Here is a 16755-nt window from a genome sequence, read left to right on the forward strand (position 1 = left end):
ACCCGACGCCCCGCCGCCCGCCCAGGTCGCCGCCGACTCGACGAAAAAAGGCATCAAGTGGGTGTTGCTGCTGATCGTCCTGAGCCTGGCCTGGTACCTGCTGGCGGACCGCTTCACGCCCTACACGCAGCAGGCGCGGGTCGGTGCCTTCGTGATTCCGGTGGCGGCGGAAGTCGCGGGGCGAGTGATCCGTGTCAACGTGCGCAACAACCAGGACGTCAAGGCCGGCGACGTGATCTTCGAAGTTGACCCCCAGCCGTACCAGATCGCCGTCGACCGCGCCCGTGCCGATCTGGAATCGACCCGGCGGCAGATCGGTGCCAGCACCGCCGGCATCGCGTCGGCCCAGGCCAATCTGCGGGCGGCACAGGCCAACGAACTCAAGGCGCGGCAGGACAACACACGGCTGGAAAGTTTGTATCGCCAAGACCCCGGTACCATCTCCGTACGCCTGCTGGAGGTGTCCCGGGCCAACCGCGAAGCGGCGGTCAGCCAGGTCGCCGCCGCCCGCGCCGAAGTGCAGCGCGCCCAGGAGCAGGAAGGTGGCAGCCAGGAAGACAACGCGCAGTTGCGCAGCGCCGCCACCGCCCTGTCGAAAGCCGAGCTGGACCTTTCCAACACCCAGGTTCGCGCGCGGTCGGCCGGGCTGATCACCGATCTGCGCACCGATGTCGGCCAATTCGCCGCGGCCGGTAACCCGGTGATGACCCTGATCGCGATCCATGATGTGTGGATCAGTGCCGACATGACCGAAAACAATCTGGGGCGGGTCAAACCCGAAACACCGGTGTCGATCGTACTCGATGCGTTGCCCGGCGAAGTGTTCGCCGGGCGTGTGCGCAGTGTCGGTTACGGGGTCAGTGTCGGCCAGACGCCGCCGCCCGGCAGCCTGCCCACGGTGCAGAACAGCCGCGACTGGCTGCGCCCGGCCCAGCGTTTTCCGGTGGTCATTGAGTTTTCCCCGGAATCGCTGGCCATGCTGCGGGACAACCGCGCCATTCGCGCCGGTGGCCAGGCCGAGGTCATGGCCTTCCCGGACGAGGGCAACTGGCTTAACCCCTTGGGCCGGGTGTTTGTGCGGCTGATGAGCTGGCTGTCGTATGCCTATTGAGCGCTCTCCCCGCGTGCAACGGGCGCTGCGCCTGGCCAGTGGCACGGCGCTGTGCCTGGCCGCCAGTTATGGCCTGGCGTTGCCGATTCCGTTTTTGGCGCCGGTGCTGTGCGCGTTGTTGCTGGTATCGATCAATCGACCACTGTCGCTGAAGGCTGCGCTGGCGCTGGCGGTGGTGGCGATGCTGACCACCGGTATCGGCCTGTTGCTGATTCCGCTGTTGCGTTATTACGCGGTCAGTGCGGTGTCGTTGATTGCGTTGGGCTTGTTTGGGGTGTTTCGGTTTGGCTTGCGCGGGGGCAACAATCTGATCGTGACCTTCCTGGTCATTGGCCTGACCATGATTTCTTCTGCCGGGGTCTTTGAATTCGATTTGGGGCTGATGGTGATCAAGGCCCTGGTGGCGGGGTTGCTGTTGGCGGTGATGATCGGTGTGCTCAGTCATGGATTGTTCCCCGAGCCGACCCATGCTCCGACGGCGCCCGCCCCACCGTCAATGGCAGCCCAGGATGTTGATCGCGTGGCGTTGCGCGCCACCCTGATCGTGATGCCGGCGTTCCTGCTGGCCCTGATCGACCCGGCCAGCTACCTGCCCATCGTGCTCAAAGCGGTGAACCTGGGGCAGCAAAGCTCAACGACCTGCGCCCGTGGCGCCGGCCGCGAATTGCTGGGTTCGACTTTGCTCGGCGGTCTGTTGGCGATCCTGTTCTGGTGCGCCCTGAGCCTGTTCGTGCACCTGTGGATGTACTTCTTGTGGATGCTGTTGTTCGGCCTGGTCCTGGCACGCAAGCTCTACGCCCTGACCCCGACCCGCTGGAGCCCGGGGTTTTGGCTCAACACCTTGATCACGCTGATCATCCTGTTGGGGCAGTCGGTGCAGGACAGCCTCGCCGGCAAGGACGTCTACACGGCGTTCGCGGTACGCATGGGGTTGTTTATTGCGGTGACGTTGTATGCGTGTTTGATGGTGCATTGGCTGGATCAGCGGCAGAAGACCAATCTTGCGGTGTGAATACAGCTTTTGTGGGAGCGGCGGTGCGACGATTTTGTGAACACCACCCACCCCTGTAGGAGCCGAGCTTGCTCGCGATGGTCGTCCAGGCAACGCGGGGAGTCAGACAGCCATCGTCATCGTTAACGACCATCGCGAGCAAGCTCGGCTCCTACAGAAGAGCACCAGTCCGCCTCGATTGGTTTTTGGTGTTGCGGTACCCCGTCGGAACGAGGGGATGCGAGCCCGGCCCTCAAGGACTCACCTGATACCCCTTCCCCTGCAAACAACTGCTGTATGCCGTCGAGGTGGTGGTGGCGTTGGTTTTGTTCTGCGCCCGGCGCTCCTGACGCTGTCGTGCGCCGCCGATCACGGCACCTGCCGCGGCGGTTTGTCCGGCGCGGTTCTGGCGGTAATCCTGCTTGGTATCGTCATCTACTCGATCATAAAACTCGTCATGCTGACGCCCGCGAACCTCGGCGGCGGTCGCCCCGGCGGCGGCACCCACGGCGGCACCCTTGATCCGGCCGCCGGATGGCGTTGACGTGGTCGATACACTGCCGGCCGCAATGTTGTGGCATTCGCTGATGTCCGCCTGGGTCTGCTGCGAGCTCTGGCCCTTCAGCGGCACCACCGACTCGGCCCATCCCTGGCCGGCGATGACCGAAAACGCGACGCACAGGCCGACGGCTGAAAACCTGTTCATGATGACCTCCGTTCAAGCGGGATTGGCCCTCCAACAGTGTAGATCAGCCGACGTCCCCCACCTCCATCACCAGGCTGTTGGCGACCCGTCGCACCGGCACCGCCTCCAACTGCGCGCCCTTGCACGGCCCGTCGACACAATGCCCGTCCTCAAACCGAAACATCGCACTGTGATGCGCACACATCAGCACCTTGCCGCGATAGGTGCAGAATTCCTGCGGGCGAAAATCCAGCGGTACGGAAAAGTGCGGGCAACGGTTGATGTACACCCACGCCTGCTCGCCCTGGCGCACCGCCACCAGGCCCGCCGGATGCAGTTGTTGATGCTGCGGCAGCCCCAGGGCGCCGCCGTCGGCGATATCGTCCAGTTGACACAAGGTGATCGTGGTCATGTCAGCCTCGCATTTCCGGGTTGCCGAGGCTCCAGTACCACGGACGGATCTGGATGCTGGCAAACAACCCGCCCTGTACATAAGGATCGTCCTGCACGAAGGCTTCCACCTCCGGCAGGCTGCCCGCCTCGATGACCAGCAAGGTGCCGTTCATCGATTCACCGGCATCGTCCAGGGTCGGGCCGCCGAAGCGCACCACCACCCGATGGCCCCCGGTCGCACGCAGATGCGCCTGATGACTGGGTCGTAGACGATGCCTCAAGGCCAGCGAATCCGGGTTGTCGGTGGCGAATACCGCAAAGAACTGACCCATGACTCACGCCTTTTCCATGACGAATTCGTAGCACGCGCGCTTGAACGGCAACTCCATGCCCAGCCTGGCGGAGACGTCATCGTGGGTGGCACGGTCCTCGTAGATCACCTGCAGCGATTGCTTGACGCCAAACACCGCATCGGATTCCAGATACGGGTCGTCGTGATTGAACAGGTGGGTCACCAGTTTGCGATAGCCGGGCACATCGATCATGAAATGCAGGTGCGCCGGGCGCCAGGCATGGCGGTTGGCGGCATCGAGCATCCGCCCCACCGGGCCATCGGTGGGTATCGGGTAAGCCACCGGGACAATGGTGCGAATCGCAAAGCAGCCATCGGCATCGGTGCGATAACGACCCCGCAGATTACCGAACGGCTGCGCGGTGTCCTGACCCGAATACATACCGTTCTCGGCCGTCTGCCAGACATCCAGCACCGCACCCGCCAGGGCCTTGCCGTTCACGTCCACTACGCGCCCGCGCACCAGTGCTGTCTCGCCCGGGGTGAAGGCCATGTTTTCGCCAAACTCGCGATCGGGCATGCCGTCGATGTAGAACGGCCCGAATACCGTGGTCTCGGTGGCCGTGGCGCTGTGGCGATGGTTGATCGCATCCACCAGCATCGACACGCCCAGGGTATCGGACAGCAGGATGAATTCCTGGCGCACGGCACCGTCGCAGGTGTGACCGGTATCGGTCAGAAATTGAATGCCCTGGAACCATTCCTGCTCGGTCAACTCCACGTCACTGACGAACGCGTGCAAGTGGCGAACCAGGCTTTGCATGATCTGCTTGAAACGAGGATTCGGCGCATCGTTGAAGCTGTCGGCCGCATGTTCGGAAATCAGCTGTTCAGCGGCTTTGTCTTGATCGGTCATTGTTGTTATTCCGACGTTGATGGGAGTGGCTGGCGATCAAGCCGGCGCCAGGCCTTTGTACGCGCGATTGAGCAGCGCTTCGATCGGGCCTTGTTCAAACGGCCGTGGATTGTAATAAGGGCTGGCGCAGGCAATGTGCGCCGCTTCGGCAGGGCCATTTTCAGGAAAGCCGATGTCCGATAACGCCAGGGGAATGCCCAGTTTCTGGTTCAGCGCATACAGCAACGCACCGACTTCACTGGCCTCGCTGCCACCCAAGGCACGGGCCGCCCGCTGCAGAGGGCCGGCCGCTGCTTCACGATTGTAATGCGCCGCGTGGGGCAGAACGATCGCATGAGCCTGGGCATGGGGCAGATTGAAGGTGCCGCCCAGGGTGTGGCAGAGCTTGTGGTGCAGGGCCATGCCCACCGAACCCAGGCAAATGCCGGCCAGCCAGGCACCATACAGCGCCTGACTGCGCGCTTCTTGATCGTCCGGGTTCTTGACCACGCCCGGCAAGGCATGGGCCAGCGAACGGATCGACTCTTCGGCCATGAAACCGATGATCGGGTTGGCGTCCTGGGCATACAGCGCCTCGACCGCGTGGGCCATCGCGTTCATGCCCGAGCAGGCGGAGATCTGCGACGGCAGGGTCAGGGTCAATTGCGGGTCGTAGATCACGGTCTTGGGCAGCACCTTCGGATCACGCCCGGTTTTCTTCAGGCGGTTCTCGGTCAGGCCATAGATCGGGGTCATTTCCGAACCGGCGTAGGTGGTCGGCACCGCCACGATCGGCAGGCCGGAATCCATGGCAATCGCCTTGCCCAGACCGATGGTCGAGCCGCCGCCGATGGCCACGCAGCAATCGGCATCCAGACGCGCAGCTTCCACCCGCGCGGCCTGCGCCACTTCCAGCGGCACGTGCATCACCGCTTTGGGGTACACGCCGGCGGCGCGATCGCCGAGCAACTCGGCGACTTGCTCACCCAGCCCCTGCTGCTCGGGCGTGGTCAGGATCAGCGCACGGCGGGCGCCCAGGCGCTCGATCTCTTCGGCCAGCGCCGACAGCTTGCCCCAGCCGAACACCACACGGGTCGGCAGGCTTTGGTAGATAAACGGATTCATGGCAGCCCTCAGCGCTTGAAGTGCGGTGCGATTTTCGCGTCGACGTTGACCCAGACCGAACGGGCCTCGGTGTAATCGTGGATCGCTTCGAAGCCCATCTCACGGCCGTAACCGGACTGGCCGATGCCACCGAACGGGCTGCCGGGGCTGACGCGTTTGTAGCAGTTGATCCAGCACATGCCGGCGTGAATCGCGTCGGCGAATTTGTGCGCGCGGGTCAGGTTCTGCGTCCACAGGCCGCTGCCCAGGCCGTACTCGGTGTTGTTGGCGATGGCCAACGCTTCTTCGTCAGTGCTGAAACGCACCACGGTGACGAACGGGCCGAACACTTCTTCCTGGCAGACGCGGTCGTCTGGCTTGGCCTCGACGATGGTCGGCTCGACATAGAAGCCTTTGGCCAGAGCCTTGTCGTCCGGCGCCTTGCCGCCGGCCAGCACCTTGCCGCCCTGCTCGATCGCGATGTCGATGTAAGCCATGACGCGGTCGCGGTGCAGCGCCGAGGTCAACGGGCCCATTTCGGTTTGCGGGTCCATCGGGTCGCCCAGGCGAACGGACTTGGCCAGCGCGACGAAACGCTCAAGGAACTGGTCAGCGATGTCTTTGTGCAGGATCAAGCGCGAACCCGCGATGCAGGCCTGGCCCTGGTTGTGGAAGATCGCCCAGGCGGCGCCATTGACGGCGGCGTCGAGGTTGGCGTCTTCGAATACGATGTTCGCGCCCTTGCCGCCCAGTTCCAGTTGGATGCGCTTGAGGTTGCTCTGGGACGCTTCGACGATGCGACGGCCGGTGGCGGTCGAACCGGTGAAGGCGATCTTGCCCACGTCCATGTGCTCGGCCAGCGCTTGCCCGGCCGTGTGGCCGTAACCCGGCACCACGTTGACCACACCTTTGGGGAAGCCGACTTCGGTCATCAACTCGACGATGCGCAGGGTCGACAGCGGAGTGATTTCCGAAGGCTTGATCACGACGGTGTTGCCCGCGGCCAGGGCCGGGCCCATTTTCCAGCTGGTGAACATCAGCGGGAAGTTCCACGGCACGATCTGCCCCACCACGCCGATCGGCTTGCGCTGCACGTAGTTGAGGAAGCCGGCGTCCACCGGGATCACCGAACCTTCGATCTTGTCGGCCATGCCGCCGAAATAACGGAAGCAGGCGGCAGTGCGTGGCACATCGAGGCCACGGGAGTCACGAATCGGGTGGCCGGTGTTCAGGGATTCGAGCTGCGCCAGTTCTTCACCGCATTCCTCGATCTTGTCCGCCAGTTTGAGCAACAGGCGACCACGCTCGGCGCCACTGAGTGCCGACCAGGCCGGGAACGCACGTTTGGCGGCGGCCACGGCCAGGTCGATGTCGGCGGCTTCGGCTGCGGCGATGCGGGTGATCAACGAACCGTCGTGGGGCGACACGACGTCGATGGTGCCGCCGGCGACGGCGTCAACGAAGCGGCCATCGATATAGAGCTGGTTTTGCATAATGGTTTCCTCGCACCGCGCCGCTGGCGCGGTGTCTGACTGAATGGCTGAAAGCATGCCTTGAGCGACACCGGGCAACACCCGAGCGGGTTAGAACTCGATCGGGTACGGCTTGAGCTCGCCGCTTTCGTAGCGTTGCGGCAGGTTCGGCGTGGCGTTTTCCCAGACCATCAGCATCGAGCGCTTGGTCGAGTAACCCTGGTGGCGAATGTCGGCGGGCATGGCGGCGATGTCGCCGGCACGCATGGTGATGCGCGCGCGAGGGTTGCCGTCGTCCTTATCGCCCACGTCCCAGACAATTTCGTCGGACATTTGCAGGAACCACTCGATACGGTCGTTGCCGTGGAACACCGGCAGGATGAATTCTTCGGTGGTCGGGCAGAACAGGCTGGCCTTGCACACCGAGGTCACCGACGGGTTCCAGGTCACGTCGGAACGCGACAGGTACTTGAACAGGCTGAAGGCATGCAGTTGGCCTTCGAAACCTTCGGCGGCGTGGATTTGCGGCTCGTCCTGGGACACGTCGGCGAACTGGCGGTTGACCGGCAGATCATCACGCAGCGGTGAATCGTCCGGCAGGCCCGGCATGCGCTTGGTGGCGATGCGGAAGCGCTCGATGGCCTCGATGTTGTCGCCGTTCTTGCGGCCATAGGCGCTGCCGGTTTCTTCTGGGGCGGCGAACGGGTCGAAGGTGGCGTTGGTCCAGTCGCGCATGATGGCCTTGAAGGTGGCCATGATCAGCGGCGTTTCGAAGTTTTCGGTGTAGTTGACCCCGGCGGCTTTGAGCGTGCCGTTGAAGGTGCCGGCGTACAGGTCGACTTTGCCGTAGTAGTTGCGGGTGCCGATCACGTGGTCGAAGTTGACCCAGCCGTAGAAGAAGCCCCAGGCCACATCACGCATCATGGCGCGCAGGAAGTAGTCGACCGGGATCAGGTGCGAGCGGGTCTCACCTTTGGCCGGCCAAGTGATGCGGGCGAAATACTCGTCGCGCGACAGCTCGAAGGCGCCGAGTTTGAAAGAGCGGTAGCCGGTGACGGCATGGGGTTCGCTGGCCTGGACGTCATCGTCGGCAAACAGGGCGTTATCGGTTGCGGTTTCTAGCATGGCCATGGCGGGATTCCTTTTGTTGTTGTGGAGTGGCGGTCGGGCAGCGGATTACTTGAGGCAGATGTCTGCCCACTTCTCGACCGACAACGGGCCTTTGATGGTCTGCTGCAGAATCACGCCCGGGCGGCTGGATTCGAAGCGATACGCCGTGCCCACCGGCAACAGGCACTGATGGCCGCGCTTGAGCAGCACGTAACCCATGGGTTTGCCGGCAGGCACTTCACCGGCCAGTTGCGTGCCCTCGCCGTCTTTGAGCGGCGCGTCGAGCTTGAGGAAGTCGACTCGGACTTCACCGTCCATGACGATGGCGAATTCGTCGTGCGCGGCGGTGTACCAGGGCGACTGGCCTTCGGCACGCAGGGTTTCGATGACGTAGCCGAGGTTGTAGCCGACCACGACTTTTTCATAAGGCTGGGATTTTTCTGCCACTTCGAAGATGTTCGAAAAGGCGTAGTGACTGGCTTGGCCGCTGATGATTTCAACCGACCCTTTGCTGTAGTTGTCCAGCGAGCCGAAGACCGTTTCGATTGCAGCGCTACTCATGGTTCTCACCGTTTTGTTGTTGTAGTAACAGTGAGTTCACAGTACGTCGCGACAGGTCTCGGGACAATTGGCTGACTGGCGACAACAGTGTTTGCAAAACGCAAACAGTGCAGCAACAACCCCGGTCCGCAACGCCCCCCCTTGTAGGAGCGAGCTTGCTCGCGATGGTCGTCAACGATAACGCGGGAAGTCTGATGCCCCGCGGCGTTCTCAGGGTCATCGCGAGCAAGCTCGGCTCCTGCAGGGAACGCGGTTTGCGGGTATTGCGCGGGGTGTCAGCGCACCCAGCCGCGCTCCAGCAACGGCACGTCCCAGCAGGGTTCATCGCCGAAATTGTCCACCAGGAAGTCGATCAGGGTCCGTACTTTCAGGGCCCGGCGCTGGGTCGCGGGGTACACCGCGGAGAAGTTGAACGACGACAGGGCATAGTCCTGCAGCACCGGAATCAATCGGCCGCTGAGCAAGTCGTCGCTGGCCACCAGCGTCGGCAGGCAGACAATCCCGACCCCGGTCTGGGCGTAATCGCGCAGCAAATGCACCGAATTGGAACGCACCTGCCCCGGCAGACTCAGCTCGACTTGTTCGTCACCTCGGTTGAATACCCAGCGGTTGCGTGACGGATAGCCCTCGTACAGGGCGATCTTGTGGTTCAGCAGTTCCTGGGGATGGGTCGGCATGCCGAACTCGCTGGCGTAATCGGGCGACATGCAGAACAGGCGGCGAACGCTGAACAGTTTGCGCTCGATCAGGGTTTCGGCCATGGGCGGGAACATCTGGAACGCCACGTCGAAACCCTCTTCGATGGGGTCCACCACCCGGTCGTTGACGATCACGTCGACCTCGATGTCCGGGTACCGCCGGGTGAACTCGGCGAGCATGCGCCCGAAGTGGCTGATGGCAAACCCGGGCAGCATCTGCACGCGCAACTTGCCGGTGGGCTTGGCGCGCAATTCGCGCATGTGTTCGGTCAGCGAGTTGAACCCGGCGACCATGTCCGCGCATTCCTTGTAGTACGTCTCCCCCACTTCGGAAAGCCGCACATGGCGGGTGCTGCGGTGAAACAGCGGCGCGTTGATGAACTGTTCCAGTTGCTGGATGCGATGGGTAATCACCGAACGGGTCACGCCGAGCTGCTGCGCCGCCTTGGCGAAGTTGCCGGTCTCGGCCACCCGCACAAAGGCTTCGACACTGAGTAAACGATCCATGGGGCAGGTTCTCTGGAGGCTTTTGTTCTTATGGGTAGGGCGAGGTTAGCCTGTTGGCAGGCTGCCCTCCAGATTCATTGTGATTGTGATGGCAGGAGCAGGTGCACCGCACAAGCATTGTGGGGGTGGGGACCCCTGTGGCGAGGGAGTTTACTCCCGCTCGGCGGGGCAGCCGTCGCAAACCCGTTCAACTCGGTGTAACTGAAACACCGGAGGGTCTGGGTTTGGGGCCGCTGCGCGACCCAGCGGGAGTAAACTCCCTCGCCACATGAACCCCACTGCCCCTTCCTGAGCGGCCGCCTCGCCACGGATGTTCGTCCTTGAGCGATTGAGCCATGGATAGCGCGCTGATCATGGAGGTCTGCGAATCGTTGGATGTGACAGGGAAATGTGCGCCGCAGTGGACGGGGCTGGCACAGATCCAGTGTGGGAGCGGGCTTGCTCGCGAAAGCGGTGGATCAGCCACCACATTCATTGACTGATGCACCGTCTTCGCGAGCAAGCCCGCTCCCACAGGGCAATGGGTACTTCCGCTGATCCTGCCCACCCGAGGCGTTACGCGCCCCCCTGCACCGTCAACCGCCGCTGCATCGGAAACACCTGCCACCCCCAGCGCTCGCTGATCAATCCCCACACCCCTTGCGGCGCCTTGAGCATCATCACCACCGCCACCACGCCAAGGATGATCATGTACACCGCCCCGTACTGCGCCAGGCAGCCACGCAACACGAAGTAGATCAGCGTGCCGATCAAAGGGCCTTCGAGGGTGCCGATGCCACCGATGATCACGATAAAGATCACCACCGCCGTCCAGTCCTGCAGGTTGAACGCCGCGTCCGGGGAGATGCGCAGCTTCTGCAGGAAGATCAATGCGCCGACCACACCCGTACAACCTGCAGCCAGTACATAGACCATGAGTTTGGTGCGGAACGTATCCACCCCAAGGCTGCCCGACGCCGGTTCCGAATCGCGAATGGAGGCCAGCGCCAGGCCCTGCCTGGAGCGCAGCAGGAAGAACACCACAGCCACCGCCGCCATCGCGATGGCCAGCGCGGTGAAGTAGATGAGCGTGTCGCGCCCGTCCCGGTCGGTGCCGATCTGCCGTACGATCGCCGCCGGCAGGCTCTGCCCCGAACCGCCGCCGAGGCTGCTCATCTGCGCCAGGCCCAAGCGAAAGACCTCGGCCACCACCCAGGTGCCGATGGCGAAGTAGGCGCCGCGCAGGCGAAACACGATCAGCGCCGTGGGAATCGCCAACACCGCCACCAGCACGCCAGAGAGCAAGACCGCGAACAATGGCGGCACGCCGAACTGGCTGGCCAGCATGAACAGCAGATAACCGCCCAGCCCGACAAACGCTTGCTGCCCCACCGACACCATGCCGGCGTAGCCCGCCAGCAGATTCCACATTTGCGCCAGGGCCAGGTAATACGCGAATTCCACCACCAGCCGCAGGCTGGCGCGGTCTGCCCACAGTGGTGCGCTGAGCAACACCAATACGCACACCCCGAGCAGCGACAGGCCGATGGTGCTGCTGCGGGTCGTGCGCTGGACGCGGTAGCCGCGCGCGGGATTGTTCAAGGCATTCATCAGTCGACACTCCGGGGAAACAGGCCGCGCGGACGCAGCACCAGGATCAGCAGAAACACAAGATGACCGGCAAGGATCTGCCAACCGGGATCGATTTTCGCCCCCAGGGTCTGCGCGACACCGAGGATAACCCCGCCAGCCAAAGTGCCCCACAGGCTGCCCAAACCACCGATGATCACCGCTTCGAAGCCGTACAACAGCCGCGCCGGGCCCACCGTGGGGTCAAAACTGGTGCGTATTGCCAGGAACACTCCGGCAATCGACACCACCGCCATCGCCAGCGCCATGGCCAGGCCAAAGATATGCGCGTTGTTCACGCCCATCAGCCGAGCCGTGTGCTGGTCATCGGAGGTGGCGCGAAACGCACGGCCCAACGAGGTCTTATAGAACAGCAGTTGCAGCCCGCCGATGATCAGCACCGCACTGCCGAACACGATCAGCGGCATCACCCCCACGTTCAGGCTACCGATACCGACACTGGCCACCTCAAGGTCACCCTGGGACAGTTTCTGGCTGTCGGCGCTGAAGCATTCCAGCAGGACGTTCTGCACGATGATCGACAAGCCGAACGTCACCAGCAGCGGCGGCAGGATGTCGGTACCGAGTGTGCGGTTGAGCAGCAGGCGCTGCAGCAGGTAGCCGAAGACGAACATCAATGGCACGACAATCGCCAGGCTCGCCAGCGGACTGAAGCCCAAGTGATTGACCACCATCAGCGCCAGGTACGACGCCAGCACGATGAAGTCGCCATGGGCGATGTTGACCAGGCGCATGATGCCGAACATCAGCGACAGGCCCACCGCGAACATCGCGTACAGGCCACCGAGCAACACGCCTTGAAGCAAAGTATTGAGCCATTCCATCACTAGATCCCGAAATACGCGGCTTTGATTTGTGCCTTGTCCGCTTCACCGGGGCGCCCGGTCAGGGACACGCGCCCTTCCTGGAAGCAATAGAAGCGGTCACACACACTCAAGGCCTGGTTGATGTCTTGCTCGACGAGAATCACCGTGGTGCCGTCGGCCTTGATCGAAGGCAGCGCGGCATAGATGTCCTTGATGGTGGTCGGCGCCAGGCCCAGGCTGATTTCGTCGCACAGCAGCAATTGCGGGTTGGCCATCAGCCCGCGGCCGATGGCGACCATTTGCTGCTGGCCACCGGACAGCGCCGTGCCGGGGCGCTTGCGCAGTTTTTCCAGCACCGGAAACAGCTGATAGATGCGCTTGAGCGTCCAGGGCCCGGGGCGCTTGCTGTAGGCGCCGATCAACAGGTTTTCTTCCACGCTCAGGGACGGGAACAGCTTGCGGCCTTCCGGCACCAGGGCAATGCCCCGCTCCACCACCTGGTTGGCGGCCATGTCGCCGATGGCCTGGCCGTTGAAACGGATGGCCTCGGGCTGATTGCTGATCAGCCCGGCCAGCGAGCGCAGGAAGGTCGATTTGCCGGCGCCGTTGGAGCCGATGATCGCCACGGTTTCACCGGCCTCCAGGGTCAGGCTGATGTCGAACAGCGCCTGGAAGTCGCCGTAGCCGGCGCAGAGTTTTTCGATGGTCAGCATGCGTCAGCTCCCGATGCCCATATAGATGTCCTGCACCCGTGGGTCGGCCATGACGCTGCGCGGCTCGCCTTCGGCCAGTTTGGCGCCGAAGTTGATCACCGTCAGGCGACTGACCACCGCCAGCAAGGCGTGCACGATGTGCTCGATCCAGATGATGGCCACGCCGGATTTGTGGATGCCCTGGATGGTTTCCACCAGCGCCAGGCATTCCGGTTCGGTCAGGCCACCGGCGATTTCATCGAGCAACAGCAGGCGCGGCTGGGTCGACAAGGCACGGGCCATTTCCAGGCGCTTGCGGTCGAGCAAGGTCAGCGAGCCGGCCAGCGCGTTGGCCTTGCGCATCAGCCCGGTCAGTTCCAGGGTTTGCGCGCACCATTGGCTGGCGTGCTTCTCCGACAGCCCGGCGCCGAAGGTCGCGCCCACCAGCAGGTTCTCGAACACGGTCATTTTCACGAACGGATGGGGAATCTGGTGGGAACGGCCGATGCCCTGCTGGCAGCGCTTGAACACCGGCACGCGGGTCACGTCGCGGCCTTCGAAGTGGATCGAGCCCTTGTCTGCCGCCACGCCACCGGCAATCAGGTTGAACAGCGTGCTCTTGCCCGCGCCGTTGGGGCCGATGATGCCCAGGGCCTCGCCCGGTTGCAGGTCCAGGCTCATGGCGTCCGTGACCTTCACCGAGCCATAGCTTTTGTGCACATCGCTCATTTGCAGAAGTGATTGTTGCATGGTGCACCCGTGTCCCGTGGACCGATCAATAAGTAATGGCCTGCATCTCGCCGCCCAGCGGGATCGCCGGCGCGGTGGCATTGCTGGTGATGACCAGGTCGTATTTATTGTCCTGGCCCAGGCGCCACTGGCCGCTGACCAGCGGGGTCTTGGCGACGTTCTTCACCGGCCCGCCGTTCCAGTTGATCGGCCCGACCACGGTGTTGAGATTGGTCTTGAGCAAGGCATCGCGCACGGCGTGGGCGTCACCCACCTGTTCGGTGCGCTTGAGGATGTCCACCGCCAACTCGAACAGCGCGTGCACGAAGCCCAACGGCTGCGTCCATTGTTTGCCGGTGGCCTGGGTGAACCCCTGGGCCAGTTGCCCGGCACTGGCGCCGGTCAGCGACGAGCTGAACGGGTGCGTCGGGCTCCACCAGATTTCCGTGGACAGGTTGTTGCCGGCCTTGCCCAGCGCCTCGACCGCTGTCGGGAACAGCAGCGCCTTGCCCACCGACACCGCTTTGGGCTTGAAGCCCTGTTGCCGGGCCTGGGTCCAGAAGGTGCTGAGGTCCGGTGGAATCACCACGCCGGTGACGATCTCGACGTCGGCCTTCTTGAACGCGGCAATCTGCGCGGAGAAGTCGTCGGTGAGGCTCTGGAAGCGACCCGGGTCCACCAGTTGGAAGCCCTTCTGCGCCAGCACCGGCGGGAAGCCGAGTTTCTGATCGCCCCAGGCATTGCCGTCGCCGTCATTGGGAAACAGACCGCCGACCACTTTATTGGTCGGCAACCCGCCCCACATCGCGGTGTAGGTGCCGATCACATCTTCCAGGCCCCAGAAGAAATGGTAGGTCCACTCGAAACCCTGATCCGGTTTACCGCCCCGGGTGAAGAACCACGGTTGCCACGGCGCCACCGTGGAAATGCACGGGATCTCGTTGATCTCGCATTGGTCCGACACTGGGTTGGTGGTTTCCGGCGTCGACGACACCAGCATCAGGTCGACCTGATCCGACAGGATCAATTCGCTGGCCACTTCGGCGGCACGGTTGGGGTTGGACTGGCTGTCCTTGACGATCACTTCCAGGCGATAGGCTTTGCCGCCGATGTCGATCGAGTTCTTCATCACCTGTTTGAGCGACTCGATGATGTAGTTGTCCGCCGCCGCGAACGGCGCCAGCGGCCCGGTCTGCGGGCTGACATAGCCGAGCTTGATCACCCGCTCGCTGCCGATGGCAAAGTTGAACGGCATACTCGCCAGCGCCATGCCACCGGCGGCGACGCCGGTGGCACGGAGGAAATCGCGACGGGAAAAATCGCGGCCCAACAGGTTTTTATCGTTGTTGTCTGTCATGTAGAGGCTCCAGCCTGGACGAACAGGATCGCAACGTGTGGCACAGCCATCACGCAGGGTCAGGGGTAAACCAGGTAACTCGGGTCAGAAGAACAGCGTTACGTCGAAGGACGCCACCACCTGCGAGTCCTTTTGCCCATCGGCATAGGCATCGCGGCCAGGACCGGAATGAATGTCGTAGCGCAGTTCCGGACGCAGGCGCACGTTCGGTGTCGGCGTCCACGCCAGGTTGGTGGTGACGCCGTAGAAGCTGCCCCAGGTCGGGTCGGGAATACCGGTGTTCGGGTCGATGTTGGCCATCATCACGTGCACCGGTGCGTCGGTGTAGAACCACTCGGCGCGGCTGTTCCACATCAGGTTTTCGCTGAGTTTGTGGTACCAGTTGAGGTCGGTGCCGTACCAGGTGGCGTCGTTCTTGTTGGCGAACCCGGCGAAGGCGCCCTGCTCCTGTTTGCCGTAGTTCAGCTCCAGCGCCACGCGGTTGTTGGGGTCGAGCACCTGCGACAGGGTCAGGTAAGACGCCAAACGCTTGTAGTCATCGTCCTTGGTGCCCGCCGGCAGCGGCGAGCCGCAACTGCACTCGGCGAAGCTGTCGCCGGCGCCGTTGCCGTAGATGTTTTCCCAATCGATCCAGGTGCTGAAATCCGCCGAGCGCCAGCGCACGTTGGCGATCACGTCCGGGTCGTGGTTGGGGTCTTGCAAGTTGTTCCAGCCCTGGACCACCCCCAGTTCGAAACCGAGCATGCTTTCGCCCGGCGCCGAAGGCAGCTTGAACGAGTACAAGGCACCGGCGTGTTTGGCCGGGCCATGCATGAAGGAGTAGCTGTGCGAGTAGAAGTCGGTCGGAGCCGGGGATGGCAAGGCAAAGCCGATTTCGTTTTCCAGCGGCGTATGGAAAATCCCGATCATCAGGTCCGAGCCGCCGAGCACCGGGAAGTAGAAGTCAAGGTAGGCCTGAGCCACGGTAAACGCCGGATCTTCGGCCTTGTTGTCGCGATTGACGCCCAAGTCCTCATCCCAGCCGTAGGTCTTGAAGTAGCGCGCATCCTTGCCGTACAGCGCCGTGACGTTGAAGCCCCAGTCGGCTTCCTGCGGCATCGGCCCGGGAAACGGTCCCACACGGCCGATCACGTTGCTCTTGGGTTTTTTCTCCACGGCCAGGGCGAATTGGTTGAGGTTCACCCCTTCGTCGGTGTTGAAAAAGCTTTGCTTGCTGACGTCGTCGGTGCCGTTGTTGTTGTAGATCAGCCCCGCCTGGGCCCAGCCGTAGACCTTGATGCCGTGATCTCGTTCGAGGCTGTCGCCGAACACACTGCGCACCAGCGAGCCCATGGGGTCGTCCGCTGCATTGGCGAGCGATGGAAATACAATGTCGGCCGCCATGACGGGGGCGAACAGGGTTGCTGCACATACCCATGCACGAATATTCATACCTGCCTTCCTTATTTTTATTAGGCCACCCACCCCCGTAGGGGAATGAGGCCGAAAACAAGGCATGACGACGCAAGGTCAAACCTGAAGAGCCCTGGCTGGAGCTCCACCGGATCGTTGGCAGATTCTGGTGTTCGGCGAGAGGGAGGCTACAAGCCCGGCCATGGGCCAACAATTCCATTCTCGGCGACTTCAGTGTTCGCGGATTCAGAACAATGGTGGCGGGATTCTCGGAATTTCGAGCGCCATCCCTGTAGGAGCGAAGCTTGCTCGCGAAAGCGGTGGGTCAGGT

General features: G+C 63.0%; 17 protein-coding genes. 2 read left to right on the top strand and 15 right to left on the bottom strand.

Features of this window, described 5'->3' with window-relative positions:
- Both B0W55_RS24695 and B0W55_RS24700 read left to right on the top strand, forming a co-directional pair.
- Nucleotides 1-1111: HlyD family secretion protein (locus B0W55_RS24695; RefSeq protein ID WP_256576396.1), on the top strand; the 1111-nt coding region annotated here is incomplete at its 5' end.
- Nucleotides 1101-2123: a DUF2955 domain-containing protein gene (locus B0W55_RS24700; RefSeq protein WP_077048529.1), complete on the top strand. Its 1023-nt coding sequence runs from the start codon at nucleotides 1101-1103 to the stop codon at nucleotides 2121-2123. The genes B0W55_RS24695 and B0W55_RS24700, both read left to right, overlap by 11 nt.
- 232 nt (nucleotides 2124-2355) lie before the next feature.
- On the opposite strand, the gene B0W55_RS24705 is transcribed toward B0W55_RS24700, so the two are convergent.
- From B0W55_RS24705 to B0W55_RS24775, 15 genes are all read right to left on the bottom strand, one after another.
- Entirely contained in the window at nucleotides 2356-2808 is a 453-nt protein-coding gene (locus tag B0W55_RS24705) for a YMGG-like glycine zipper-containing protein (protein WP_077048530.1), read from the bottom strand.
- 43 nt (nucleotides 2809-2851) lie between these two features.
- Nucleotides 2852-3199: a Rieske 2Fe-2S domain-containing protein gene (locus B0W55_RS24710; RefSeq protein ID WP_077048531.1), complete on the bottom strand. Its 348-nt coding sequence runs from the start codon at nucleotides 3197-3199 to the stop codon at nucleotides 2852-2854.
- Between the two features lies 1 nt (nucleotide 3200).
- The gene (locus B0W55_RS24715) at nucleotides 3201-3512 is read right to left on the bottom strand and encodes a YciI family protein (protein WP_077048532.1); all 312 of its coding nucleotides are present in this window, start codon (nucleotides 3510-3512) and stop codon (nucleotides 3201-3203) included.
- A 3-nt stretch (nucleotides 3513-3515) separates the two neighbouring features.
- Nucleotides 3516-4388 (bottom strand): dioxygenase, encoded by an 873-nt coding sequence (locus tag B0W55_RS24720; RefSeq protein ID WP_077048533.1) that lies wholly within the window; start codon nucleotides 4386-4388, stop codon nucleotides 3516-3518.
- A gap of 36 nt (nucleotides 4389-4424) precedes the next feature.
- Nucleotides 4425-5492, bottom strand: coding sequence for a maleylacetate reductase (locus B0W55_RS24725; RefSeq protein ID WP_077048534.1), 1068 nt, complete (start codon nucleotides 5490-5492; stop codon nucleotides 4425-4427).
- A gap of 8 nt (nucleotides 5493-5500) precedes the next feature.
- Nucleotides 5501-6964: an aldehyde dehydrogenase family protein gene (locus tag B0W55_RS24730; RefSeq protein ID WP_077048535.1), complete on the bottom strand. Its 1464-nt coding sequence runs from the start codon at nucleotides 6962-6964 to the stop codon at nucleotides 5501-5503.
- A 90-nt stretch (nucleotides 6965-7054) separates the two neighbouring features.
- Entirely contained in the window at nucleotides 7055-8074 is a 1020-nt protein-coding gene (locus tag B0W55_RS24735; protein WP_077048536.1) for a hydroxyquinol 1,2-dioxygenase, read from the bottom strand.
- Nucleotides 8075-8119: 45 nt separating this feature from the next.
- Nucleotides 8120-8614 carry a hydroxyquinol 1,2-dioxygenase gene (locus tag B0W55_RS24740; protein ID WP_077048537.1) on the bottom strand — a complete coding sequence of 165 codons (495 nt, stop codon included), beginning with the start codon at nucleotides 8612-8614 and terminating at the stop codon, nucleotides 8120-8122.
- A gap of 275 nt (nucleotides 8615-8889) precedes the next feature.
- Nucleotides 8890-9819, bottom strand: coding sequence for a LysR family transcriptional regulator (locus tag B0W55_RS24745; RefSeq protein WP_077048538.1), 930 nt, complete (start codon nucleotides 9817-9819; stop codon nucleotides 8890-8892).
- Between the two features lie 555 nt (nucleotides 9820-10374).
- Complete coding sequence (locus B0W55_RS24750; RefSeq protein WP_077048539.1) at nucleotides 10375-11409, bottom strand: branched-chain amino acid ABC transporter permease; 1035 nt, start codon at nucleotides 11407-11409, stop codon at nucleotides 10375-10377.
- A complete protein-coding gene (locus B0W55_RS24755) occupies nucleotides 11409-12272 on the bottom strand; it encodes a branched-chain amino acid ABC transporter permease (protein WP_077048540.1) in 864 nt (287 codons plus the stop codon). Before B0W55_RS24755 ends, B0W55_RS24750 begins: the two co-directional genes overlap by 1 nt.
- Before the next feature lie 2 nt (nucleotides 12273-12274).
- The gene (locus B0W55_RS24760) at nucleotides 12275-12967 is read right to left on the bottom strand and encodes an ABC transporter ATP-binding protein (protein WP_077048541.1); all 693 of its coding nucleotides are present in this window, start codon (nucleotides 12965-12967) and stop codon (nucleotides 12275-12277) included.
- A 3-nt stretch (nucleotides 12968-12970) separates the two neighbouring features.
- Nucleotides 12971-13696: an ABC transporter ATP-binding protein gene (locus B0W55_RS24765; RefSeq protein ID WP_077048542.1), complete on the bottom strand. Its 726-nt coding sequence runs from the start codon at nucleotides 13694-13696 to the stop codon at nucleotides 12971-12973.
- Nucleotides 13697-13721: 25 nt separating this feature from the next.
- The gene (locus tag B0W55_RS24770) at nucleotides 13722-15032 is read right to left on the bottom strand and encodes an ABC transporter substrate-binding protein (RefSeq protein ID WP_077048543.1); all 1311 of its coding nucleotides are present in this window, start codon (nucleotides 15030-15032) and stop codon (nucleotides 13722-13724) included.
- Between the two features lie 84 nt (nucleotides 15033-15116).
- Entirely contained in the window at nucleotides 15117-16463 is a 1347-nt protein-coding gene (locus B0W55_RS24775) for an outer membrane beta-barrel protein (protein ID WP_077048544.1), read from the bottom strand.
- Between the last annotated feature and the right edge of the window lie 292 nt (nucleotides 16464-16755).

Source organism: Pseudomonas sp. KK4 (genome assembly GCF_001984065.1).
Taxonomy (GTDB): domain Bacteria; phylum Pseudomonadota; class Gammaproteobacteria; order Pseudomonadales; family Pseudomonadaceae; genus Aquipseudomonas.